20 protein-coding genes are annotated in these 22751 nt (G+C 69.0%); 10 read left to right on the top strand and 10 right to left on the bottom strand.

What is annotated here, in order from left to right; all coding sequences use genetic code 11:
- Positions 1 to 29: 29 nt before the first annotated feature.
- From ACW175_RS22675 to ACW175_RS22710, 8 genes are all read right to left on the bottom strand, one after another.
- Positions 30 to 1016, bottom strand: a complete 987-nt coding sequence (locus tag ACW175_RS22675) for a lipid A-modifier LpxR family protein (protein WP_492102171.1) — start codon at positions 1014 to 1016, stop codon at positions 30 to 32.
- Between the two features lie 192 nt (positions 1017 to 1208).
- A complete protein-coding gene (locus tag ACW175_RS22680) occupies positions 1209 to 3098 on the bottom strand; it encodes a ribonucleoside-diphosphate reductase subunit alpha (protein ID WP_492105033.1) in 1890 nt (629 codons plus the stop codon).
- 510 nt (positions 3099 to 3608) lie between these two features.
- Positions 3609 to 4826, bottom strand: coding sequence for an OmpA family protein (locus tag ACW175_RS22685; protein WP_492102172.1), 1218 nt, complete (start codon positions 4824 to 4826; stop codon positions 3609 to 3611).
- Positions 4827 to 5163: 337 nt separating this feature from the next.
- Positions 5164 to 6336, bottom strand: coding sequence for an ABC transporter permease (locus tag ACW175_RS22690; RefSeq protein ID WP_492102173.1), 1173 nt, complete (start codon positions 6334 to 6336; stop codon positions 5164 to 5166).
- Positions 6333 to 7268 (bottom strand): ABC transporter ATP-binding protein, encoded by a 936-nt coding sequence (locus tag ACW175_RS22695; protein ID WP_492102174.1) that lies wholly within the window; start codon positions 7266 to 7268, stop codon positions 6333 to 6335. The genes ACW175_RS22690 and ACW175_RS22695 overlap by 4 nt, the downstream gene beginning before the upstream one ends.
- Positions 7265 to 8248 carry an HlyD family secretion protein gene (locus tag ACW175_RS22700; RefSeq protein ID WP_492102175.1) on the bottom strand — a complete coding sequence of 328 codons (984 nt, stop codon included), beginning with the start codon at positions 8246 to 8248 and terminating at the stop codon, positions 7265 to 7267. Before ACW175_RS22700 ends, ACW175_RS22695 begins: the two co-directional genes overlap by 4 nt.
- The gene (locus ACW175_RS22705; protein WP_492102176.1) at positions 8245 to 8886 is read right to left on the bottom strand and encodes a TetR/AcrR family transcriptional regulator; all 642 of its coding nucleotides are present in this window, start codon (positions 8884 to 8886) and stop codon (positions 8245 to 8247) included. Before ACW175_RS22705 ends, ACW175_RS22700 begins: the two co-directional genes overlap by 4 nt.
- A 53-nt stretch (positions 8887 to 8939) precedes the next feature.
- Positions 8940 to 9764, bottom strand: coding sequence for a class I SAM-dependent methyltransferase (locus ACW175_RS22710; RefSeq protein WP_492102177.1), 825 nt, complete (start codon positions 9762 to 9764; stop codon positions 8940 to 8942).
- Between the two features lie 96 nt (positions 9765 to 9860).
- Here ACW175_RS22710 and ACW175_RS22715 point away from each other — a divergent pair, with 96 nt between their 5' ends.
- The gene (locus ACW175_RS22715; RefSeq protein ID WP_492102178.1) at positions 9861 to 10262 is read left to right on the top strand and encodes a MerR family DNA-binding protein; all 402 of its coding nucleotides are present in this window, start codon (positions 9861 to 9863) and stop codon (positions 10260 to 10262) included.
- A gap of 7 nt (positions 10263 to 10269) precedes the next feature.
- On the opposite strand, the gene ACW175_RS22720 is transcribed toward ACW175_RS22715, so the two are convergent.
- Together ACW175_RS22720 and ACW175_RS22725 are read right to left on the bottom strand one after the other, a co-directional pair.
- On the bottom strand, positions 10270 to 12066 hold the full coding sequence (locus ACW175_RS22720; protein WP_492102179.1) for a cation:proton antiporter domain-containing protein: 1797 nt from the start codon (positions 12064 to 12066) through the stop codon (positions 10270 to 10272).
- Positions 12067 to 12083: 17 nt separating this feature from the next.
- The gene (locus tag ACW175_RS22725) at positions 12084 to 12347 is read right to left on the bottom strand and encodes a helix-turn-helix domain-containing protein (RefSeq protein WP_492105034.1); all 264 of its coding nucleotides are present in this window, start codon (positions 12345 to 12347) and stop codon (positions 12084 to 12086) included.
- Positions 12348 to 12418: 71 nt separating this feature from the next.
- Between ACW175_RS22725 and ybaL the strand changes: the two genes are divergently transcribed.
- The 9 genes from ybaL to ACW175_RS22770 all read left to right on the top strand — a co-directional run bounded on the left by ybaL (position 12419) and on the right by ACW175_RS22770 (position 22749).
- Entirely contained in the window at positions 12419 to 14101 is a 1683-nt protein-coding gene (ybaL, locus tag ACW175_RS22730) for a YbaL family putative K(+) efflux transporter (RefSeq protein WP_492102180.1), read from the top strand.
- Between the two features lie 84 nt (positions 14102 to 14185).
- Positions 14186 to 14590, top strand: coding sequence for a DUF2946 family protein (locus ACW175_RS22735; RefSeq protein ID WP_492102181.1), 405 nt, complete (start codon positions 14186 to 14188; stop codon positions 14588 to 14590).
- A gap of 68 nt (positions 14591 to 14658) precedes the next feature.
- Positions 14659 to 16704 (top strand): TonB-dependent receptor family protein, encoded by a 2046-nt coding sequence (locus ACW175_RS22740; RefSeq protein ID WP_492102182.1) that lies wholly within the window; start codon positions 14659 to 14661, stop codon positions 16702 to 16704.
- 11 nt (positions 16705 to 16715) lie between these two features.
- Positions 16716 to 17237: a YcnI family copper-binding membrane protein gene (locus ACW175_RS22745; protein WP_492102183.1), complete on the top strand. Its 522-nt coding sequence runs from the start codon at positions 16716 to 16718 to the stop codon at positions 17235 to 17237.
- Positions 17238 to 17250: 13 nt separating this feature from the next.
- The gene (locus ACW175_RS22750) at positions 17251 to 17745 is read left to right on the top strand and encodes a copper chaperone PCu(A)C (RefSeq protein ID WP_492102184.1); all 495 of its coding nucleotides are present in this window, start codon (positions 17251 to 17253) and stop codon (positions 17743 to 17745) included.
- 208 nt (positions 17746 to 17953) lie between these two features.
- Positions 17954 to 20074 carry a M13 family metallopeptidase gene (locus tag ACW175_RS22755; RefSeq protein WP_492102185.1) on the top strand — a complete coding sequence of 707 codons (2121 nt, stop codon included), beginning with the start codon at positions 17954 to 17956 and terminating at the stop codon, positions 20072 to 20074.
- A gap of 240 nt (positions 20075 to 20314) precedes the next feature.
- Positions 20315 to 21388 (top strand): DegT/DnrJ/EryC1/StrS family aminotransferase, encoded by a 1074-nt coding sequence (locus ACW175_RS22760; RefSeq protein WP_492102186.1) that lies wholly within the window; start codon positions 20315 to 20317, stop codon positions 21386 to 21388.
- Between the two features lie 115 nt (positions 21389 to 21503).
- A complete protein-coding gene (locus ACW175_RS22765) occupies positions 21504 to 22514 on the top strand; it encodes a 3-oxoacyl-ACP synthase III family protein (protein ID WP_492102187.1) in 1011 nt (336 codons plus the stop codon).
- A 10-nt stretch (positions 22515 to 22524) separates the two neighbouring features.
- Positions 22525 to 22749: a phosphopantetheine-binding protein gene (locus tag ACW175_RS22770; RefSeq protein ID WP_492102188.1), complete on the top strand. Its 225-nt coding sequence runs from the start codon at positions 22525 to 22527 to the stop codon at positions 22747 to 22749.
- Positions 22750 to 22751: the final 2 nt, after the last annotated feature.

The raw sequence follows: 22751 nt of genomic DNA on the forward strand, positions 1-22751 counted from the left end.
TGGTCCGCTCGCCAACGGCTTGGGCGCGCCTACCACTGGGGCTTGAGGCTGAAGGACAGGGCCACCACGTCGTCCTTCTGGGTGGCGAGACCCATGATGCCCTCCCTAGCCTTGATCGCGCGGTGGATATAGCCCAGCGAGGCCTGCATCGGGCCGCGGCGCCAGGCGACGCCGGCCTGGCTGTCGCCGATCAGCTTGCTGGTGGCGTCCTGGGTCAGGCCCGCGCGGCTCCAGTCGCCGTTCTGGCCGCGCAGCATGTTCAGGCCCACGGCCCGGCCGCTGGCGGCGGCGAAGATGTACCAGCGCCCGCGATCGCCGAAGGTCGCGCCGTCCTGGACACCGAGCGCATTGGTCACGCGGTCGCCCATGCCGCTCTTCTTGCCCAGGCGCACGGTGGCGCCCGCCTCTGCCGAGCCGCCGGCCGCGCCATAGCCGAGCCCGGCGTGCGGGGTGATGTCGAGGGCGAACTTGCGGCCGTTCAGCGCCACGGCCGAGGGCCAGCCGCGGGTCACGGTCACGTCGACGTCGCGCAGGGCATAGGCGTCGTCGGTGTCGGGGCGGGCCAGGGTCAATGGAGCGTAGGCGGCGGTCGGGGCGGTCCCGGCCATCGAGACGCGCACCGAGTCGATCGGGCCGCCGGCCTGGGACTGGTGGCTGAAGGCGTTCGAGCGCCAGGTCACGGGACCCGCGCCGGCGTAGAAACGATCGGCGTCCAGGATGCGGGCGTCGCCGGCCAGGGCGGCGGCGGGCGACAGCGCGAAGCCGCCCCCGACCTCGCCTTCGGGCGCGTCGAGATCGCGGGCCGCGAAACCCGTGGCGCTCGCGGGATCCAGCGGACGCAGGCTTTCGGGTTTGACCTGGAAGGAGATCGGCGCCGCGGGCACGGGCGTGGCCCCGTCGGCCTTAGGGGCCTTGCCGGCCTTCACGGCCGCGCAGGCGACGCCGGCGTGGCCAGCGGCCATGGCCGCGATCACGGCCATCAGGCAGAAAACGGTACGCTCCCCAGCGACCCGCATCACGGATTCCCCAATCCAATCGGACACCCAGCCTACGCCCGTTTCGCCGCGTGTCCATCGCGGCGAAAACGCACAGGGTCTGAACCCTTCGTGACAGATCAAGGTTCCCGGAACGTGAAACGGCGGCGCGATTTCCCGCGCCGCCGTCATTTTCACAGGTCTTGATCGCCGGGCTTACCGGCGGGCCGCCGCCTACTGGCAGGCGAGGCACTCGTCGTAATCGGTCTTTTCCGGAGCGTCGAAGCCGCCCGCGCCCGGGACCGCCGCGACCTTGTCCTCGGCGCCGGCATAGGCCGCGCGCTGCACCGACTTGGAGCGCAGATAGTACAGCGACTTCACGCCGCGCTCCCAGGCCTGCCAGTGCAGCATGTGCAGGTCCCACTTGTCGACATCGCCCGGCAGGAAGATGTTGACCGACTGGCTCTGGCAGATTTCCGGCGTGCGGTCGGCGGCCAGCTCGACCACCCAGCGCTGATCCAGTTCGAAGGCGGTCTTGTAGACGTCCTTCTCGTCCTGGCTCAGGAAGTCCAGGTGCTGGACCGAGCCTTCCTGTTCCAGGATCGAGCCCCACACCGCGTCGGTGTTGTGGCCCTTCTCCTCGAGCAGTTTCTCCAGATAGGGGTTCTTCACCGCGAACGACCCCGACAGGGTCTTGTGGGTGTAGATATTGGCCGGGATCGGCTCGATGCCGGCCGAGGTGCCGCCGCAGATGATCGAGATCGAGGCGGTCGGGGCGATGGCCAGCTTGTGCGAGAAGCGCTCCTTGGAGCCGCGATCGGCGGCGTCCGGGCACGGACCCTTTTCCTCGCCCAGCGCCAAGCTGGCCTTGTCGGCCTCGCGACGCAGGTGCTTGAACATCCGCATGTTCCAGCTCTTGGCCAGGGCGCTCTCGAACGGAACGTTCTGGCTCTGCAGGAAGCTGTGGAAGCCCATCAGGCCCAGGCCCACCGAACGCTCGCGCATGGCGGCGTAGGCGGCGGTCGAGGCCGCGTCCGGGGCGCGGTCGATGAAGTCCTGCAGCACGTTGTCGAGGAAGCGCATGACGTCCTCGATGAATGTCGGGTGGTCGCGCCACTCCAGATAGGTCTCGGCGTTGACCGACGACAGGCAGCACACCGCGGTGCGCTCCTGGCCCAGGTGGTCGGTGCCGGTGTGCAGCATGATCTCGCTGCACAGGTTCGACTGGCGCACCTTCAGGCCCAGCTCGCGCTGGAACGAGGGCATGGCCTTGTTCACGGTGTCGGAGAAGATCAGGTAGGGCTCGCCGGTCTGCAGGCGCAGCTCCAGGACCTTCTGCCAAAGGGCGCGGGCGTCGACCTCGCGCAGCACTTCGTTGGTCTTGGGCGAGCGCAGGCCGAACTTGGTCCCGTCGCGCACGGCGTGCATGAAATCGTCGGTGATGGAGAGGCCGTGGTGCAGGTTCAGGGACTTGCGGTTGAAGTCGCCCGACGGCTTGCGGATTTCGAGGAACTCCTCGATCTCCGGGTGGTGGATGTCCAGATAGACGGCGGCCGAGCCGCGACGCAGGCTACCCTGCGAAATCGCCAGGGTCAGCGAGTCCATCACGCGGATGAAGGGGATGATGCCCGAGGTCTGGCCCTGGCCCTTGACCTTCTCACCGATGGAGCGGACGCCGCCCCAGTAGGTGCCGATGCCGCCGCCGTTAGCCGCCAGCCAGACGTTCTCGTTCCAGACGCTGAGGATGCCGTCCAGGCTGTCGTTGACGGCGTTGAGGAAGCAGCTGATCGGCAGGCCGCGATCCGCGCCGCCGTTCGACAGCACCGGCGTGGCCGGCATGAACCACAGGCGGCTCATATAGTCGTAGACGCGCTGGGCGTGCTCGGCGTCGTCGGCGAAGGCCGTCGAGACGCGGGCGAACATGTCCTGGTAGGACTCGCCCGGCAGCAGGTAGCGGTCTTCCAGGGTGGTCTTGCCGAAATCGGTCAGCAGGGCGTCGCGCGAGCGATCGACCTGCACCTTCTGCACCAGCGCCAGCCGCGGGCGCTTGGCGGGCTTGATGGCCGCCAGTCGGGCCTCGTTTCGGACGCTCGTCTTCGCCGCTTCACTGCCGTTCATGACCAAATCCATTGCTCAATCAGCGTGGTCCGGAGAAGGGAATGCCCCGGTTCAGCCGCTATATCTTGTGGCTGAGGAGCCCCCTCAACCCACATATGGGGCCACAGTGGTGAATGACTCGTCAACGGCCCGAACTCGAGTTTTTCGTTAACAACCTGTGAACGGGCGCAAGTTGCGTAGGCGGGACAAGGGGTTGCCTAGCCGAACTTTTTTCACCCGCGACACGGCGCCGCAAGGGGCTCCAGGCCATCCGCCCCCGGACAACGGCGTTCACTAACAGGCGGGCCACAAGGGATGGTGGTCGGCGGTGGACGGCGCCAGCGAGCTCGCCTCTCGCGCGACCGCCGCGAAAGCCCCGGAAACCGGGCCTTCGGGTCGGATATGGGGTCGACGCCTCCGCCGCCAAGCGGCGCCAGGCGGCGCCAGGCGGCTCAGATGGCGCGGGCCCTGCGCCAGACATAGAGAAAGGGCCCGGCGTCGCCGCCGGGCCCTCCCAAGTCTTCAGTCGATTCGATCTTAGAAGTTGATCGAGATCGTGGAACGGCGGTTCAGCGGTTCCTTCACACCGTCGCCGGTGGCGACGGCCGGAGCGCTTTCGCCCTTCCAGTCGACGCCGAGCACGGCGGCCGGGACGCCTTGCGAGACCAGGGCGTCAGCGACGGCCTTGGCGCGGCGTTCCGAGAGCTTCACGTTGTACTTCGGCGAACCCGACGTGTCGGTGTGGCCGACGACGATGATCTTGGTCGCGTGACCATCGTTCGAGTACTTCGCGGCTTCCGTGACCACCGATTGCGCTTCCGGCGTCAGGACCGATTGGTCGAACGGGAAGTACACGATGAACTCGCGGGCCTCATACTGCGGCGGCGGCGGAGGCGGCGGCGGCGGGGGAGGCGGGGGAGGCGGCGGCGGGGGAGGCGGCGGCGGGGGCGGGGGCGGCGGCGGGGGCGGCGGCGACGCGAACGAGTAGCGCAGACCCACGGTCAGCGACTGGTCCTTGTACTGGCCCTTGAAGGCGCCCGGCTGGATGAAGTTCGAACCCGTCGACGACCAGGTGTGCTGAGCGCCGGTGATGTAGCGGTAGGTGAAGTCGATCTTCAGCTTGTCGGTCGCCTTGATCGAGGCGCCGGCCAGACCTTGGTAGGCGAACGCGACATCGTCGTCGTCAACCGTCAGGTTCTGGATCGCCGGGTTGGTCAGACCACCGCCGAGACCCGAAACGGCCGGGACGTTGCTGAACTGGCCCAGGGCCTTGACGTCCAGACGGTTGATGCCGACGCCGACGCCGACGAAGGGGTTCAGCCAGGCGTCCGGAGCGAAGTCATAAATGACGTTCGCCATCAGGGTCCAGGCGTCGATCGAGCCGCTCGGCGAGCCGCAGGTCGGAGCCGCCGGGGTGCGCGACACGCCGGGGGTGCACAGACCGATCGGCGAACGCACGGCCGGGCCGCGGACGCTCATCAGGTCGCCGGGGCGATAGCCGCCTTCGACTTCAGCGCGGACGTGCGGGTTGAATTGGTAGCCAAGGCGGACGAAGCCGGTCCAGTCCTTCTCGGACTTCCACGACCAGTGAGCGTACTCGCCATCCGGCAGCGTCTGGTTCGACTGCGAGCCGAGCGCTTGCGGCCAGTGGTAGCCGAGGTCGACCGCGCCGTACCAGCCGGTCTCTTGGGCCGAAACGCCCGACGCGGCGAACACCGCGACCAGAGCAGCTCCTGCCAGGAGGTTGAGTTTCATCGTTGAAGAGCCCTCTATTGCCCTGCCCAGGCCGGATACCGACCGAGCACTGTTATACCAAGGCGAACGCCACGGGAAAGTGTCAGCAAAGACACACTCGTCAGGTTTCGCTCCCCTGCCCTTTGCTCAGGAAAGCCAAACAAGACCGCCCCTCAGAAATCTACTTCCGAGCGTGCCCACCGACATCCACTGCAGATAAGCGTCAGCTTCGTTGGGTTCGCACGTGAACAGGTCGCGCGCAAGGGCTTCAAGGCGGGAAACAGTCAAGCATTCGCGAAGCGTCGCCCAAAAACCGCACATTTTAACCTCTTGCGTCAGGTCATCGACGAACTTGACCCTAGTCCAGTGTGGTTCGGTACCGCGCCATGGCCAGACCGGCGATCACCACGACAAACAATCCGAGCGCGGAGAGACTTGGCCATAGCTGCCCGGCGCCCAGTCCCTTGAGCAAGGCGCCGCGCACCACCCTGAGGAAATGCGTCACCGGTATCACGCCGCCCAGGGCCTGGGCCCAGGCCGGCATTCCCCGAAAGGGGAACATGAAGCCCGACAGCAGGATCGAGGGCATGATGTAGAAGAACGACATCTGCATCGCCTGCAGCTGGGTCCGGGCCACGGTCGAGATCAGGAAGCCGAGGGCCAGCGACCCGACGATGAACAGCAGCACCCCCAGAGCGAGCGCGAGCCAACCTCCAGCCATCGGCACGGCGAACAACGCCTTGGCCAGAACCAGGATCACCACCGTCTGGATCACGCCCACGGCGACATAGGGCGTCAGCTTGCCGATCATCACCTCGATCGGCCGAGCCGGCGTGGCCAGCAGGCTCTCCATGGTGCCGCGCTCATATTCCCGCGTGACCCCCAGGGCGGTCATCATGACCAGGGTCATCGACAGGATCACGCCCAGCAGGCCCGGCACGATGTTGTAGGCGGTAATGGCCTCGGGGTTGTAGCGGCGGTGGATGACCACCTCGAACGGATCGCCGCCCAGGCCTCCCTGGCCTTTCGAGGCGACGGCGCCGACGAGATCCCGCGCCAGGGCCGTGCGCGGCAGGCTGGCCAGGGCCGCGATCGCGCCGCCGGTGGCCGCCGGATCGGAGGCGTCGGCCTCGACCAGGATCTGGGCGTCGTCGCCGCGCACAACGCGGCGGGTGAAGTCGGCGGGAATCGTCAGGGCGAACTGCACCTCGCCCCGCGCCACGGCCGCGTCCAGCTCCTGGGGAGACGTCGCGGCGCGGACGATCTGGAAATAGCCGCTGTTGACCAGGGCCGACAGGGTAGAGCGCGCCATCGGCCCCTGGTCTTGCACCAGCACCGCCGTCGGCAGGTTTCGCGGGTCGTTGTTGATGGCGTAGCCGAACAGCAGCAGCTGCACGATCGGCATGACCAGGATCATGGCGTAGGTCAGCCGGTCGCGGGTGAGCTGGATGAACTCCTTGATCAGCACCGCCAGGATGCGGGCGCCGGACAGGCCCGTGGAGCGCCTTCCCCGTTCAGCGGCGCCGCTCATTGGAAATTGTCCGACGACTGATCCATCAGCCGGATGAACACGTCCTCCAGGGTCGGCCGGACCTCGGTCCATTCCAGGGGCGGCTCGCGATAGGGCGCGATGGCTGCTTCCAGCGCCGCGCGGTCGGTCCCGCTGACGTGCAGGGCCGCCCCGAACGGCGCGGCCATCAGCACGCCGGGCGCCTTGGCGAGATCCCGCGCCAGACGATCAGCCCCCAGGCCCTCGTCGGTCCGCCCTTCCGCCCGGAAGGTGACGAGGCCGCTCTCGGCGATCACCTCGGCGGCGGTTCCCCGGGCCATCAGCCTGCCATAGGCGATATAGGCGATGTCATGGCACCGCTCGGCCTCGTCCATGTAGTGGGTCGAGACCATGACGGTCAGGCCCTCGGCCGACAGGGCGTGGATCTCGTCCCAGAATTCGCGCCGCGCCTTGGGGTCGACCCCGGCGGTCGGCTCGTCCAGCAGCAGCAGCCTGGGTCCGTGCAGGATGGCGGCGGCCAGGGCCAGGCGCTGCTTCCAGCCGCCCGACAGGCTGCCGGCCAGCTGCCTCTTGCGCGCGGTCAGGCCCAGACGGTCCAGGCTCTCCCTCACCCGCTCGCGGCGACGGTCCAGCTCATGGACCCGGGCCACGAAGTCGAGGTTCTCCTCGATCGACAGGTCCTCGTAGAGCGAGAACTTCTGGGTCATGTAGCCGGTCTGGCGCTTGACCGCCTCGGCGTCCCGCCGGAAGTCCAGGCCCAGCACCTCGCCCTCGCCGCTGTCGGGGGTCAGCAGGCCGCAAAGCATTCGCAGGGTGGTGGTCTTGCCCGAACCGTTGGGCCCGAGGAAGCCGGTGATCTTGCCGCGCCCCACCTGGATCGCCAGGTCCTGAACCACGTGTCGCGGACCGAACGACTTGTTCAGCCCCTGGACATCGACGGCCAAGTCGCTCATCGGCCGGCGCCCAGCGGGACGATGTCCACCGGCTGCCCCGGCGCCAAGGCCGGACCGCTCTCCGGCCGCGCCTCGACCAGGAACACCAGCCGCTGGCGGGCCTCGCGGCTATAGATTACCGGCGGGGTGAACTCCGACCGGGGGCTGACATAGTTGATCCGCGCCGCGCGCTCGGCTCCGCAGCCGTCGCAGGAGAAGCGGATGGTCGCCCCAACCCCATACCGCGCCACCTGGGCCTCGGGGACGAAGAACCGCAGCCGCACGCGGTCGTCGGACAGCAAGGCCACCACCGGCTGGTTGGCGGCGGCCCATTCGCCGGGCTGATAGAAGACGTCCTGCACCCGGGCCGCGGCCGGAGCCTTGGGGCTGATCTGGTCCAGCCGCGACTGGGCCGCCGCCAACGCCTCCTGGGTCGAGGCGACGGAGGCTCGCGCGGCGCTGACCGCATCCGGCCGCGCGCCCAGCGCCCCGACGGTCTTGCGTCGCGCCACGGCGGCGGCGTTGGCGCGGGCGGCGTCCAGCGCGGCCTTGACCTGGTCCAGCCTGGCCGGGGCGTAGATGCCCTTGGCCACCAGCGGCGCGATGCGGCCGTAGTCGGCCTCCGCCTGGCGGACCTGGGCCTCGGCCGCCGCGCGCTCGGCGTCGTAGACGGCCAGTTCCTGCGGGCGCTGCCCCTTCTCGGCGTCGCGCAGCTGGGCCCGCGCGACCGCCACCTGGGCGGCGGCCTGGTCGCGGGCGGCGGTCAGCTGGGCGGCGTCCAGGGCGAAGAGCGGCTGGCCGGCCTTGACCCGGTCGCCGCGCTGGACGGCCACGGCGCTGACCAGGCCCGCGTTCGCGGCCCCGACATACAGCGTCTCGCCCTCGACATAGCCCGACAGCCGGTGCGGCCGATGGGCGTCCGGACCCAGCAGCCGCCAACCGAGGAACCCGGCCAGGCCGACGCCCGCCACGACGGCGACGATGCGGACAGCGGGCTTCAAGACCTAACCTCCAGGCGCGGCGTCAGGCCCAGCAGCACCGTGTCGGCATGCTGCGCGATCAGCGCCTCCAGATCGACGGCGGGCGCGCCGACGGGGGTGAAGGTCTCGCGCCAGATCACGCCCGTCAGGATGGGGCCCATGATACTGAAGGCGTACAGGCGGGGGTCGCCCGGCCGGACCTCGCCGCGCTCCTGGCCGCAGCGGATCGCATTTCCGATCGCCGTCAGGGCGCGGTTGACCACCTCATCATGCCAGACGCGGGCCAGCTCCGGGAAGTTTCGCGACTCGCCGATCACCAGCTTGGCCACCGCCCCCAGCCTTGTGGTGGCGATCACCGAGGCGACGCGGGCGAACATCAGGCGCAGCATATCGGGAAAAGGGATCGTGGCCTGGGCCAGCATGGCCTCGACCGTATCCAGGTTTGGCGCGACCGCCTCGCGGACCACCGCGCGGAAGATATCCTCCTTGGTCTCGAAATAGAGATATATCGCGCCCTTCGAGACGCCGGCCCGCGCGGCGATCTCGTCCAGCTTGGCCGCGGCGAAGCCCTTTTCCGCGAACACCTCGAACGCCGCCTGGACGATCTCGCCCGGCCGCGCCTCGGCGCGTCGACGCCACTTTGGATTTCCGGCCTGCATGCCTGCCCGCCTCTAATGACCGAGAAGTCATTAGAGGCGAAACGACTGGAAACTCAAGCCTTGGCGGTCACCAGCCAACAGGCGGAGTTCATCGCGGCGACGCCGTCCTTCACATACGGCGCCAGCGCCCGCGTCACCGCCGCCCCGACCGCCTCGCGCACGGCCTCGTTCTGCCCGGCCAGGAGCGGGTTCAGCGGACCAACGCGCAGGCTCATGGTCAGCAGCTCGTCGGCGCTGACCAGGGTCGGATCGTCCAGCGCATCAACGACCACATCGCGCCAGCCGCTCGCCGCCAGGATGCTCCGCACCCGGTCGGGATCGGCGAAGCCGAAGCGCCCCGGCGCATCCTTCTGGAACCTGGGGATTTCCGGCAGGAACGGCGCGGCGGCCTCCAGCGGAACCGTGGCGATGGCGTTGTCCTCCGGCCCGCGCCAGCAGGCGAAGGCCAGGCGGCCGCCAGGCTTGAGCGCCGAGCGCAGATTGGCGAAGGCCGCGACAGGATCGGGAAAGAACATCACCCCGAACCGCGATACGATGGCGTCGAACTCGGCCTTGAAGGCGTGGGTCTGGGCATCGGCCAGCAGGAACTCCACGCCCTCCAGCCCGTCCTCGCCCGCACGACGGCGGGCCAGCTCGGCCAGGGCCGGCGAGATGTCGACCCCGACCGCCCGTCCCGTCGGCCCCACGCGCCACGCCGCCTCGAAGGTGGTCGCCCCCGCGCCGCAGCCCACGTCCAACACCGCCTCGCCGTCGCGAAGGTCGGCGGCCTCGACCACCGCCCGGGCGATCGGCTGGTAGATCCGGTCCAGCAAACCCTGCTGCTCGACCCAGACCTTCCCGGCGCGGTCCCAATAGGCCGCCATGTCCTGGTCGCTCATACGCGTCTCCTTTGTTGCGATCGTCGTCTTCCCCGCGCATCCTGCAAGTTGAAGCGCACTTGAGGTCAAGCGGTGTTCGAGATTGATATTTCAGACTTGGCGAAACGGACCGGCGTGCGCGCCTCGGCCCTGCGGTTCTATGAGGAAAAGGGCCTGATCGCCTCGACCGGCCGGCGGGGCCTCAAGCGACTGTTCGCCCCGGCCGTGATCGAGCGGCTGTCGCTGATCGCCCTGGGCCGCGCCTGCGGCTTCTCGCTGGACGAAATCGGCGAGATGCTGGACGACCCCAAGCGAACCGGCCGGGACATCGACCGCGCGGCCCTTCGCGCCAAGGCCGTCGACCTGGACCGCCGCATCGAACAGCTGACCCGCCTGCGCGAGGGCCTGGCCCACGCCGCCGACTGCGAGGTTCCGCTCCTGATGGACTGCCCGCACTTCCTGCGCCTGGTGAAGGCGGCGGGCCATCACCGCCGACGGTACCGGGCGGAAGCGGTCTAGCGCCCCCTCACAGCGAGGCGTCGCGCAACCGGCGGCGGCGTCCGCCCAGGGCGTCGGGCCGGTTCAGCTTCTTGCGGTACTCGTCGCGGCGCTCGTGGATCGAGGCGATGACCAGGCCCATCGGCACGCCGATATCGACCAGCACGGCTTCTGACAGTTGCAGCGAGGCCTCGATGGTCTCGGGCACGGCGTCGGTGGCGCCCAGCTCGTAGAGCCGCGCGGCGTGGTGGGCGTCGCGGGCGCGGACCACGATCGGCACGTCCGGCCGCGCCCCGCGCGCGGCGGCGACCACGGCTTCGGCCACCTCGAAGGCGTCCATGGTCACCACCACCGCCTTGGCCGTGGCCAGGCCGCAGCGCTCGAGCAGCTCGATCCGCGAGGCGTCGCCATAATAGATCCGGTCGCCGTTGCGCCGTCCCTGCTCGACCAGACGCGCATCGCGGTCGACGGCGATCCAGGGCAGCTCATGACGGCCCAGCATGTCGCCGACCAGCTTGCCGACCCGGCCATAGCCGATCACCAGCACCTGACCGGCCGGCTCGGGGCCGACGCGGTCCGGCTCGCGGGGCGTCGAGGGCGGGGCCTCGCTGATCGGCAGCGGCGCGCTCTTGCGGCCCAGATGGCCGCCCAGCGCCGCCAGGCCCGGGATCAGGAACATGCTCAGGGTGGCCGAGACCAGCACCGCCTGACCCAACGGCCGCGACACCACCTCGGCGTCGATGGCCTTGTCCAGCAGCACGAAGGCGAACTCGCCGCCGGCCGCCAGGATCAGGCCGGCCTCGATCGCGGCGCGCCGGTTCAGGCCCATGACCAGCCCCCCGACGAACACCACGGCCGTCTTGAGCAGCATCAGGCCGACCGCCGTGGCCAGGATCGCCACCGGCTGGGCGGCCAGCAGGGAGAGATCCAGGCGGATGCCCAGCGAGACGAAGAACAGGCTCAGCAGAAGGCCCTTGAACGGTTCGATCTTGACCTCGACCTCGTGGCGATACTCGGTCTCGGCCAGCAGGATGCCGGCGACGAAGGCGCCCAGCGCCATCGACAGGCCCGAAAGCGCGCTGACCAGACCCGCGCCGATGATCACCAGCAGGCAGGCGGCCATGAACATCTCTTCGCTCTTGGCCTTGGCGACGGACTTCAGCATGGGCCGCAGGGCCAGACGTCCGACCAGCACGATCGCGCCCAGGCCCAGCGCCGCCGGGGCAAGGGCCAGCAGATCCTTGACCTGGAACGATCCATGGCCGCGGCCAAGGATGGCCAGGGTGATCAGGATCGGCGCCACGGCCAGGTCCTGGAACAGCAGCACCGAGAAGGTGGCGCGACCGGCTTCGGAATGCAGGCGGCGGCGCTCGGCCAGCACCGGCACGGCGATGGCGGTCGAGGACAGGGTCAGGGCCGCGCCGATGGTCAGGGCCGCCACCGGGCTCTGGCCCAGCAACATGGCCCCCGCCCCCAGGCCCAGCGAGCAGGCGATCACCTGGATCGCGCCCAGGCCAAACACCCATTTGCGCATCAGCCGCAGGCGCTCCCAAGAGAGCTCCAGCCCGATCATGAACAGCAGGAACACGACCCCGAACTCGGCCAGCTGGGCGATTTCGGCGGGGTTGTCGACGGTGACGTAGTCCAGCCACGGCGCGTAGGGGATGAACCGGCCCAGGCCGAACGGCCCCAGGATGACCCCGGCCAGCAGATAACCCAGGATCGGATTGATCTTCAGGCGCTTGAAGATCGGCGCGACGATGCCGGCGGTCGCCAGGAACAGGACCAGGTCCTTGTAGCTCTCTGGGGAAACCTCGTGCGCCACGCGCCCTCCTGGATTGTTTAAGTCGGTCTCTTGAGGCGCACGCCCGGCCCCGACCAGAGGCCGTCGGTCGTATCCGCCACGATCAGCGACACGCCGCCCGCCTCGATCGCGTCGATCAGGAGACGCTCGGTGCTGTGGTGCAAGGCATGGCGCTCGGTCTCGAAGTCCTTGACCGTGCTGCGCGAAACGCCTGCCCGATCGGCGAGTTCACCTTGGGACCAATTGATCAGTCCGCGAGCGGCCCGGCATTGCGCCGGAAGGAGAATTTTTGCGTGCGGCATCTGGCGTACCCGGGCTTTGTCACCCATATTGGTTGAGTACGCTCGAAAAGGACGACCGTCAAGGAGAACTCGTGCACCACACGTCGCTGATCGCCACCATCGTCGCGGGCCTGGGCCTGGCCTTTGTCTTCGGCGCCATCGCCAATCGCCTGAAGCTGCCCGTGCTGGTCGGCTATCTGCTGGCCGGCGTGCTGGTGGGGCCGTTCACGCCCGGCTACGTCGCCGACCAGGAGCTGGCGCCGCAGTTGGCCGAGATCGGCGTGATCCTGCTGATGTTCGGGGTCGGTCTGCACTTCTCGCTCAAGGACCTGATGGCGGTGAAGAACATCGCCATCCCCGGCGCGGTCGTGCAGATCGCGGCGGCGACGGCGATGGGCCTGGGCCTGGCGGTCATTCTGGGCTGGAGCGTCGGGGCGGGGATCGTGTTCGGCCTGGCCTTGTCGGTCGCCTCGACCGTCGTGCTGCTGCGCGCGCTTCAGGAACGACGGCTGATCGAGACGGGGCGGGGCAAGATCGCGGTCGGCTGGCTGATCGTCGAGGACCTGGCCATGGTGCTGGCGCTGGTCCTGCTGCCCGCCCTGTCCGGCGTGCTGGGCGGCGAGGCCCCGGCTAACCAAGCGGGCGGCGGCGTCCTGGGCGCCTTCGCCATCACCATCGGCAAGGTCGTGGCCTTCGTGGCCCTGATGCTGATCGTCGGTCGCCGCGTGATCCCGTGGATCCTGCACCGCGTCGCCCACACAGGCTCGCGCGAGCTGTTCCGTCTGGGCGTGCTGGCCATCGCCCTGGGCGTCGCCTTCGGCTCGGCCGCGCTGTTCGGCGTGTCGTTCGCCCTGGGGGCCTTTTTCGCCGGCATGATCATGGCCGAGAGCGAGCTCTCCCAGCAGGCCGCCAACGAGACCCTGCCGCTGCGCGACGCCTTCGCCGTGCTGTTCTTCGTCTCGATCGGCATGCTGTTCAACTATCAGGTCCTGCTGGAGCAGCCCCTGGCGGTGCTGGCCACCGTGGCGATCATCGTCATCGGCAAGTCGATCTTCGCCCTGGGCATCGTCCTGGCGTTCCGCCGCCCCATGAGCACCGCCCTGACCATCTCGGCCAGCCTGGCCCAGATCGGCGAGTTCTCGTTCATCCTGGCGGGCCTGGGCGTCTCGCTGAAGCTGCTGCCGCCCGAGGGGCGCGACCTGATCCTGGCCGGCGCCATCCTGTCGATCCTGCTCAACCCGCTGCTGTTCGCCCTGCTGGACCGCGTGCTGCCCAAGATGATCGCCAAGGAGCCGCCAAGAAATGAAAATGGGGCGGCCGGCGAACCGCCGATCCTGGCCGCCGCCAAGCCGCACGCCCTGCTGGTCGGCTACGGACGCGTCGGCAAGCTGGTGGCCGAGGGCCTGAAGGCCAGGACCCCTCTGGTCGTCATCGAGGACGACCCCGAGCGCGCCGAGGAGCTGCGCAAGGCCGGCTACGAGACGATCGGCGGCAACGCGGTCAAGCCCGAGATCCTGCTGAAGGCGGGCCTGGACAAGGCCACCCACCTGTTCGTCGCCGTGCCCAGCCCGTTCGAGGCCGGCCGCATCATCGAGCAGGCCCGCGCCGCCAACCCCGACTGCGAGATCGTCGCCCGGGCCTATACCGACGCCGACGTCGCGCTTCTCAAGCAGATGGGCGCCACCCACGCCCTGATCGGCGAGGAAGAGATCGCGCGCGGCATGCTGCTGCGCGCGCCGAGGAAGAAGGCGGCGGCGCAGACAGGGCATCATTAGTCCCCCTTAAGTAGCGGCGGACGGTCATGGCGCTGCGCGGTCGCGTTGACCGCGTCGCGGCCAGCTTCTAGGTCTGCGCGCATCATGACCACCCGCCTGGGACAGTTCCGAGTCTTGCTCGCCGCGCTCGCGGCGATGCTGGCCGTGTTCGTCCAGGCGCTGACGCCCGCCGCGGCCATGGCGCACGACCTGCGCGAAAGCGGCTCGGCCATCGTCATCTGCTCGGCCGAGGGCTCCAAGGTCGTCATCCTCGAGAAGGACGGCTCGGTCCGCACGGCCCCGGCCAAGGACTTCATGGGGCTGAAGTGCTCCAACTGCGTCGCCCCGACCCTGGCGGTGACGATCGACGCGCCGGCTCCGGCCATCGCCCCCGTCCAATATGCCGAGTTCGTGGAGACCCCCGTCCAGCGCGTGCTGGGCGTGCGCGGTCACGCCCGCGCCCCGCCGCGTCCGCCCAGCCAGGGCCCGCCCGCCAATCTGAACGCCTGACCTTTTTGCCGCCGCGCCGCGTTTGAACACGCCGCGCGCCTCGTCACGCCTTCAGGATACCTCTTGTCATGTCGACCTTCCGCCGCGCCCTGCTGGGCGCCGCCGCGCTGACCGCGCTCGCCGCTCCTGCCTACGCCAATGACGACCAGACCAGCGTCTCCTCGGTCATCGTCACCGCCCGCCCCAATCCCGAGGATCCCCAAGTCGTCGCCGACGCTCGCAAGCGCCTGTCGGAGACGCCCGGCGCGGTGTCGGTGATCTCCCAGGAAAGCTACATCAATCGCCAGACCCTGGCGCTGGACGACATGCTGCGCGACGCGCCCGGCGTCTACGCCCAGCGCAAGTGGGGCGGCGACATCCGCATCTCGATCCGCGGCTCGGGCATCGGCAACGCCAACCACAACCGCGGCCTGCTGCTGGCCCAGGACGGCGTGCCGCTGAACGAGGCCGACGGCTATGGCGACAGCCAGGTCGCCGATCCGCTGAACACCCGCTACGCCGAGGTCTATCGCGGCGGCAACGCCCTGCGCTTCGGCGGGGCCCTGCTGGGCGGGGCGATCAACATGGTCACGCCGACCGGCAAGGACGCCGGCTTCGCCAACCAGGTCCGCATCGACGGCGGGTCCTACGGCCTGCTGCGCGAGCACGTCGCCATCGCCCGCCAGGCCGGAGACTGGGACGTCTACGCCGCCGCCACCAACCAGACCGGCCAGGGCTGGCGCTCGCAGAGCCAGCAGAACATCCAGTTCGGTTCGCTGAATATCGGCCGCGCGTTCGGCCAGGACCGCGAGGTCCGCTTCATCGTCAACGGGTCGAACATCAACCAGGAGATCCCGGGGTCGCTGACGCTGGCCCAGTTCCAGGCCGATTCCCACCAGTCGGCGGCGGGCAACCTGTCCGGCGACCAGGGCCGCAACCAGCGCGGCGTGCGCGGTTCGCTGCGGACGACTTGGCGCCTTAACGACCAGCTCGTCTTCCAGGGCGCGCTGTATGGCGTCTGGAAGGAGCTGGACCACCCGATCTTCCAGGTCATCGACCAGGAAAGCCGCAACTACGGCGCCTTCGGCCGCTTCGACTGGGACGGCGAGATCGGCGGCAAGCGGGCCGACGCCTTCTTCGGCGCCTGGTACCGCCAGGGTGACCTGGACTCGCACTTCTATACGAACGTCCGGGGCGCGCGAGGTGCGCTGCAGTCGATCTCCTACCAGAACGCCAAGGCCATGGACGTGTTCGGCGAGGGGCGCCTGTTCGTCACCGACCAGCTGGCCGTCGTGGCTGGCGCCACCTGGGGCCAGGCCGAAAGGGACTACACCAGCGTCGCGGTCCCGGGCGTGAAGAGCACCTTCAACCTGGACGCCTCCAAGACCTACAACTGGATCTCCCCGCGCGTCGGCCTGCTGTGGCAGGACGAGGCCGGCGACCAGGTCTTCGCCAACCTGACCCGCTCGGTCGAGCCGCCGAACTTCAGCTCGATGTCACCGACCAACACCGGCTTCGCGCCGGTGAAGGCCCAGAAGGCCTGGACCGGCGAGATCGGCGCGCGCGGTCATCGTGGTCCCTTCACCTACGACCTGACGCTCTATCGCGCCGAACTGAAGGACGAGATGCTGCAATACGCGGTCAGCTCGTCGATCCCGGCCGCCACCTTCAACGCCGAGAACACCCTGCACCAGGGGATCGAGGCCGCGCTGGACTGGGCCGTCGCGCCGCATTGGCGTCTCCGTCAGACCTGGACCCTGTCGGACTTCCGCTTCAAGGACGACGTCGACTACCACGACAACCGCCTGCCGATCGTGCCCAAGACCTTCTATCGCTCGGAAATCCGCTACGACGATCCGCGCGGCTGGTTCGTGGCCCCGTCGCTGGAGTGGTCGGCGACCGACCAGTGGATCGACTACAAGAACACCCAGAAGGCTCCGGGCTATGCGATCCTGAACCTCAACGCCGGCTGGAAGGTCACGCCCGCCGTGTCGCTGTTCGTCGATGCGCGGAACCTGACCGACAAGGCCTATGTCTCCAACACCCAGGCCGCCGTCGCCTGGACCGCCGCCACCGCCACCCTGTGGCCCGGCGACGGCCGGTCGGTGTTCGGCGGCGTCACCGTGAGCTTCTGAGGAGAATGCCGATGAAGACCCCCCTGATTGCTCTTCTCGCGCTCGTGGCGACCTCTTCGCTGGCGACGGGGGCGGCGGCCCACGTGGTCGCCGCCCCCGACACGGCCAAGTCCGGCTCCTACGCCGCCATCGCCTTTCGCGTCGGCCACGCCTGCGCGGCCGGCGACACCACCCTGAAGGTCCGCATCGAGATCCCCGAGGGCGTGGCCTCGGCCCGGCCGCAGGTGAAGCCGGGCTGGACCTATACGCTCGAGCGCGGCCCCGACCCGAAGGCCGCGCCGACGGCGATCACCTTCGAGGGCCGGCTGCCCGACGAGGCCTTCGACGACTTCGCCGTGCTGATGAAGCTGCCGGCCTCTGGAGACCGCCTGGTCTTCCCGGTCATCCAGACCTGCGAGAAGGGCGAGAGCCAATGGACGGAAGTGGCCGACCCCGCCCGGCCCGACGAGAAGCTGAGCCGGCCCGCCCCGGTCGTCACCCTGATCCCTACCCCCAATCCGACTGGCGCGGCGCCCGCCGCCCACCAACACTAGGAAGGAGCGCTCCATGTCGCGTCCGTTCGCCATCGCCCTGACCGCCATCCTGGCCGCCGCCGTCGCCGCCCCGCTGGCTCAAGCCGGCGACTACAAGCTCGGCGCCCTGACCATCCGCCAGCCCTGGAGCCGCCCGGCCCAGGCCGGCATGAACGGGGTGGGCTTCATGACCATCGCCAACGCCGGCAAGACCCCGGTGACCCTGCAGCGCGTCGAGACCGCGGCCGCCGGCTCGGTCGAGATCCACCAGTCGGCCATGGTCAATGGCGTCATGACCATGCGCGAGCAGGACAAGGGCGTGGTGATCCCGGCCGGTGGCCAGGTCGCCTTCGCCCCCGGCGGCTACCACCTGATGATCTTGTCGCTGAAGGCGGCCCAGTCCGTGGGGCAAAAAGTTCCGGTGACCCTGGTCTTCGACAACGGCCGCAAGGCGCAGGTCGACCTGGCCGTGCAACTGACTCCGCCGTCCGGCGGACAAGCTCCGGCCACGGCCGAGCACAAGCACTGAAGACTCTAAAAATGGGCTACATGAACTTTTTTTAAGGGAGCAAATTTTCCGCGTCCGTGCAGATTGCCGCCAGAGCCTGGCCGGTTCCGATGAAAATCGGAAACGGATAAACAGGCTCTGCCTCAAACACTTGGAGCGTGGCGGCCGCCGAAACCGCTCACACTTTCGGCTGCCACGCTCCAGCTCACACCAACGGATGCGACTTTCCATGAAACGAGTTTGGTTCGGCGCCGCGGCGATCGCGGCGTTGTCTCTGTCGGCCTTCGGGGCGCAAGCTCACGAAGAGCACCCCTGCATCAACGACGCCTGCACGGTGCAATCGCTGCTGCCGGCTCTGGCGGAGGGCGTCGCCTCGGGCGACGTCACCTCGCTGGAGTCGCCGCGCTACGGGACCTGGGGTTTCGACCTCTCGGGCATGGACACCTCGGTGAAGCCGGGCGACGACTTCTACAAGTTCGCCAACGGCGCCTGGGACGCCAAGACGGTGATCCCGTCGGACCGCACCCGCTACGGTAACTTCGACAAGCTGGCGGAACTGTCGGAAGCCCGCACCAAGGCCCTGATCGAGGCCGCGGCCGCCGACAAGGCCGCCACCGGCGACAAGGCCAAGATCGGCGCCGCCTACCGCGCCTTCATGGACGAGGCGGCCATCGAGAAGCTCGACGCCGCCCCGATCAAGCCGTGGCTGGCCGGCGTCCAGAAGGTCAAGACCAAGGACGAGTTCACGGCTCTGATGGGCAAGAGCTCGACCACGCCCTATTCGGCCCTGATCGGCCTGGGCATCTCGACCGACGCCAAGAGCCCCAACGCCTACGCCGTCTACGCCTCGACCGGCGGCCTCAGCCTGCCCGACCGCGACTACTATCTGGACGCCAAGTTCGCCGACAAGAAGACGGCCTACCTGGCCTATGTCGAGAAGATGCTGACCCTGGGCGGCTGGGAAAAGCCGGCCGAGAACGCCAAGGCCGTGGTCGACTTCGAGACCAAGCTGGCCGAAGCCTCGTGGAGCCGGGTCGAGCGTCGCAACCGCGACAAGACCTACAATCCGGCCAGCCTGGCCGAACTGCAGGCCCAGACGCCGGGCTATGACTGGAACCGCTATCTGGTCGGCACCGAGCTGCCGAAGATCGACCGCGTCATCGTGACGACCAACACCTCGTTCCCGAAATACGCCAAGATCTATGCCGACACCCCGATCGAGACCCTGAAGGCCTGGCAGGCGTTCAAGGTGATCGACGGCGCGGCCCCGATGCTGTCCAAGCGCTTCGTCGACGCCAGCTTCGAGTTCCGCAACAAGACCCTGTCGGGCCAGCCCGAGCAGCGCCCGCGCTGGAAGCGCGGCGTCGCCCAGGTCAACGGTCTGCTGGGCGAAGCGGTCGGCAAGGAATATGTCGCCGCCTACTTCCCGCCGGCCTCGAAGGCCAAGATGGTCGCCCTGGTCGGCGACATCCGCACCGTCCTGAAGACCCGCATCGAGGCGTCGGACTGGATGGGCGCGGAGACCAAGGCCAAGGCTCAGGACAAGCTGGCCAAGTTCACCGTCAAGATCGGCTATCCCGACAAGTGGCGTGACTATTCCAAGCTGGAGATCAAGGAAGGCGACGCCTACGGCAACGCCATGCGCGAAGCCGCCTGGGACTACCGCCACGACGTCGAGCGCCTGAACCAGCCGGTCGACAAGTCCGAGTGGGGCATGACCCCGCAGACGGTCAACGCCTACTACAACTCGGTCAACAACGAGATCGTGTTCCCGGCCGCCATACTGCAGGCGCCGTTCTTCCATCCGGACGCGGATCCGGCCGTCAACTACGGCGGCATCGGCGGCGTGATCGGCCACGAGATCGGCCACGGCTTCGACGACCAGGGCCGCAAGTCCGACGGCGACGGCGTGCTGCGCGACTGGTGGACGGCGGAAGACGCCGCCAAGTTCGAGGTCCAGAAGAACAAGCTGGGCGCCCAGTACTCGGCGTTCGAGCCCTTCCCGGGCATGCACGTCAACGGCGACCTGACCATGGGCGAGAACATCGGCGACCTGTCGGGCCTGGGCTTCGGTCTGGACGCCTACCACGTGTCGCTGCAGGGCAAGCCTTCGCCCGTGCTGGACGGCTTCACCGGCGACCAGCGCGTCTATCTGGGCTGGGCCCAGGTGTGGCGCCAGAAGTCGCGCGACGACGCGCTGAAGCAGCAGATCGCCAGCGACCCGCACTCGCCGGCCGTCTACCGCGTCAACGGCACGGTCCGGAACCAGCCGGGCTGGTACTCGGCCTTCGACGTCAAACCGGGCGACAAGCTGTATGTCGCCCCGGCCGATCGCGTGAAGATCTGGTAGGTCTCGCGACCAAACGGAAACGGAAGGGGCCGGCGGAAACGTCGGCCCTTTTTCGTGGCGTCGGCGTCAGTCGGTCGCACCCCGGAGACCCCGCCCGCAACCCTCGATTAACCATCGTGGCGCTTACTCGAACCTTCCGGCAACCTTGAGCGATCCGCTTTCGTGCACTCGTCCGCTCTCCTCTCGGCAGTTGATGCTTCGGGCCTCGGCGTCCCCTCACCTCAGGACGCCCCCGTCCCGGTGGCGCGGCCGTTCATGCCGTCGGCCGAGGCGATCCTGCCGTATCTGCAGCGGATCGACGCCAAGCGCTGGTACTCCAATTTCGGCCCCATGCTGATCGAGCTGGAAGCGCGTCTGGCGGCGCGGTTCGCGCGGCCGACCCTGGCCTGCACCGCCGCCAACGGCACCCAGGCCCTGACCCTGGCCCTGCTGGCGCTGGACGCCAAGCCGGGCGGCCTGTGCGTCATGCCATCCTGGACCTTCGTCGCCACCGCACACGCCGCGATCCAGGCGGGCCTGGTTCCCTGGTTCGTCGACGTCGATCCCGTCACCGGGGTGCTGGACGCCGACCATGTCCGCGCGCGCCTGGCCCACGCGCCCGGCCCCGTCTCGGCGGTGATCCCGGTGGCCGCCTTCGGCCAACCGCTCGATCCGACGCCCTGGGCTAGGCTAGCGGAGGACACCGGCCTGCCGGTGGTCATCGACGCGGCCGCCTCGTTCGACAGCGTCAGCGCCGCCCCGGTCCCGACCATGGTCAGCCTGCACGCCACCAAGTCGCTGGGCGTCGGCGAGGGCGGCTTCATCGCCTCGGAGGATCCGGCCTTCATCGACCGCTTCCGGGCCCTGACCAGCTTCGGCTTCATGGGCGACCGCGAGGCGCGTTTCGCGGCCAACAACGCCAAGCTCAGCGAATATACCTGCGCCGTAGGCCTGACCGCCCTGGACCAGTGGCCCTCGACCCGCACGGCCTACATCATCACGGCCCAGCGCCTGCGCGTGTCGCTGCTGCACAGCCCGGCCGTCCGCTTCCAGCCCGGCTGGGGCCTGGACTGGACGTCCAGCACCTGCGTCGTCGCCCTGCCCGAGGGGGCGACCGGCGCCGTCGAGGCCAGCCTGAAGAGCCAGGGCGTCGACAGCCGCCGCTGGTGGGGCCAGGGCTGCCACCGCGCCCCGGCCTTCGCCCACTGCCCGGCCGACGCCCTGCCGGTCACCGAGCGCCTCGCCGCCTCGACCCTGGGCCTGCCCTATTTCGCCGACATGGACGTCGACCAGGTCAACCGCGTCGCCCTGGCTCTGGCGCAAGCCCTCGACTGAGCCTCTAGACCCCCTCGCCGCGACGACGCGCCGCATCAGCGGGAGCTTATGGTTAACCGGTCTTTAGAACTTGAAACCCTAGTCTCAGCCGTCGGTTGAGGAGCGTCCGAGTCAGGTGGGCACGAGCGGAAAAATCGTCGCGATCGCCAGCCACCTGCCCGAGCAGGTGCTGAGCAACGATGACCTGGCCGCCCTGTATCCCAGCTGGCCGGCCGACAAGATCCTCGACAAGACCGGCGTCCAGACCCGCCGCATCGCCGCCCCCGGCGAAACCGCCGTCGACCTGGCGCAGGCCGCCGGCAAGGCGCTGTTCGCCCAGGGCCGCGTCGCGCCAAGCGACATCGACTACCTGCTGTTCTGCACCCAGGCGCCGGATCACATCCTGCCGACCTCGGCCTGCATCCTGCAGCACCGGCTGGGGCTGCGCACCGACATCGGCGCGCTGGACTTCAACCTCGGCTGCTCGGGCTTCGTCTACGGCCTGTCCATGGCCCAGGCCCTGATCGCCAGCGGCCAGGCGCGGCGCGTGCTGCTGCTGACCGCCGACACCTATTCCAAGCTGATCCACCCGATGGACCGCGGCGTGCGCAGCCTGTTCGGCGACGGCGCGGCCGCCACCCTGATCGAGGCCGTCGAGACCGATACGCCGGCCCTGGGCCCCTTCGTATTCGGCACGGACGGCGCAGGGGCCGAGAACCTGATCGTCCCGGCCGGGGGCTTTCGCCAGCCGCGCACGGCGGAGACGGCCGTCGTCACCGAGGACGCCTCGGGCAATCTGAGGTCGGCCGACCATCTCTACATGAACGGCGCGGCGATCATGACCTTCACCCTCGGCGCGGTCCCGGCGGCGATCGACAAGCTGCTGGCCCGCGCCGACGCCACGCTGGACGACTACGACGCCGTGGTGCTGCACCAGGCCAGCGCCTTCATCCTCGACCGCCTGCGCCGCAAGTTGGCCGTGCCCGAGGACCGCTTCGTGGTGGCCCTGCGCGACTGGGGCAACACCGTCTCATCCACCATTCCCATGGCGCTGGAACCGCTGGTCAGGGACGGGCGTCCGCGCCGCGTCCTGCTGGTCGGCTTCGGCGTCGGCTATTCCTGGGCCGCCGCCCAGGCCCTTCTCTAGGAGCACAGCAATGCAGACCCTGTACGCCGGCCTGGCCGAGATCTTCGAGATCGACACCGCCGAAGTGAACGCCGACACCGTCCTGGCCAACCACAACTGGGACTCGCTGGCCATCGTCTCGACCATCGCCCTGGTCGACGAGATCCACGGCGAGCTGCTGGACGGCGCGGCCCTGGCCGAGTGCGTCACGGTCAGCGACATCGCCGCCCTGATCCCGCGGGCCAAGGCGGCCTGATC

Source organism: Caulobacter sp. FV1ye6ST, assembly GCF_058681225.1.

What these genes read in the sequence shown, in the direction of transcription:
- ACW175_RS22725 (WP_492105034.1), bottom strand. Translation starts at nt 12,347, where the DNA reads ATGCCGCACGCAAAAATTCTCCTTCCGGCGCAATGCCGGGCCGCTCGC.
- ACW175_RS22710 (WP_492102177.1), bottom strand. Translation starts at nt 9,764, where the DNA reads ATGAGCGACCAGGACATGGCGGCCTATTGGGACCGCGCCGGGAAGGTC.
- ACW175_RS22685 (WP_492102172.1), bottom strand. Translation starts at nt 4,826, where the DNA reads ATGAAACTCAACCTCCTGGCAGGAGCTGCTCTGGTCGCGGTGTTCGCC.
- ACW175_RS22770 (WP_492102188.1), top strand. Translation starts at nt 22,525, where the DNA reads ATGCAGACCCTGTACGCCGGCCTGGCCGAGATCTTCGAGATCGACACC.
- ACW175_RS22750 (WP_492102184.1), top strand. Translation starts at nt 17,251, where the DNA reads ATGTCGCGTCCGTTCGCCATCGCCCTGACCGCCATCCTGGCCGCCGCC.
- ACW175_RS22755 (WP_492102185.1), top strand. Translation starts at nt 17,954, where the DNA reads ATGAAACGAGTTTGGTTCGGCGCCGCGGCGATCGCGGCGTTGTCTCTG.
- ACW175_RS22675 (WP_492102171.1), bottom strand. Translation starts at nt 1,016, where the DNA reads ATGCGGGTCGCTGGGGAGCGTACCGTTTTCTGCCTGATGGCCGTGATC.
- ACW175_RS22695 (WP_492102174.1), bottom strand. Translation starts at nt 7,268, where the DNA reads ATGAGCGACTTGGCCGTCGATGTCCAGGGGCTGAACAAGTCGTTCGGT.
- ACW175_RS22735 (WP_492102181.1), top strand. Translation starts at nt 14,186, where the DNA reads ATGACCACCCGCCTGGGACAGTTCCGAGTCTTGCTCGCCGCGCTCGCG.
- ACW175_RS22690 (WP_492102173.1), bottom strand. Translation starts at nt 6,336, where the DNA reads ATGAGCGGCGCCGCTGAACGGGGAAGGCGCTCCACGGGCCTGTCCGGC.
- ACW175_RS22705 (WP_492102176.1), bottom strand. Translation starts at nt 8,886, where the DNA reads ATGCAGGCCGGAAATCCAAAGTGGCGTCGACGCGCCGAGGCGCGGCCG.
- ACW175_RS22745 (WP_492102183.1), top strand. Translation starts at nt 16,716, where the DNA reads ATGAAGACCCCCCTGATTGCTCTTCTCGCGCTCGTGGCGACCTCTTCG.
- ACW175_RS22740 (WP_492102182.1), top strand. Translation starts at nt 14,659, where the DNA reads ATGTCGACCTTCCGCCGCGCCCTGCTGGGCGCCGCCGCGCTGACCGCG.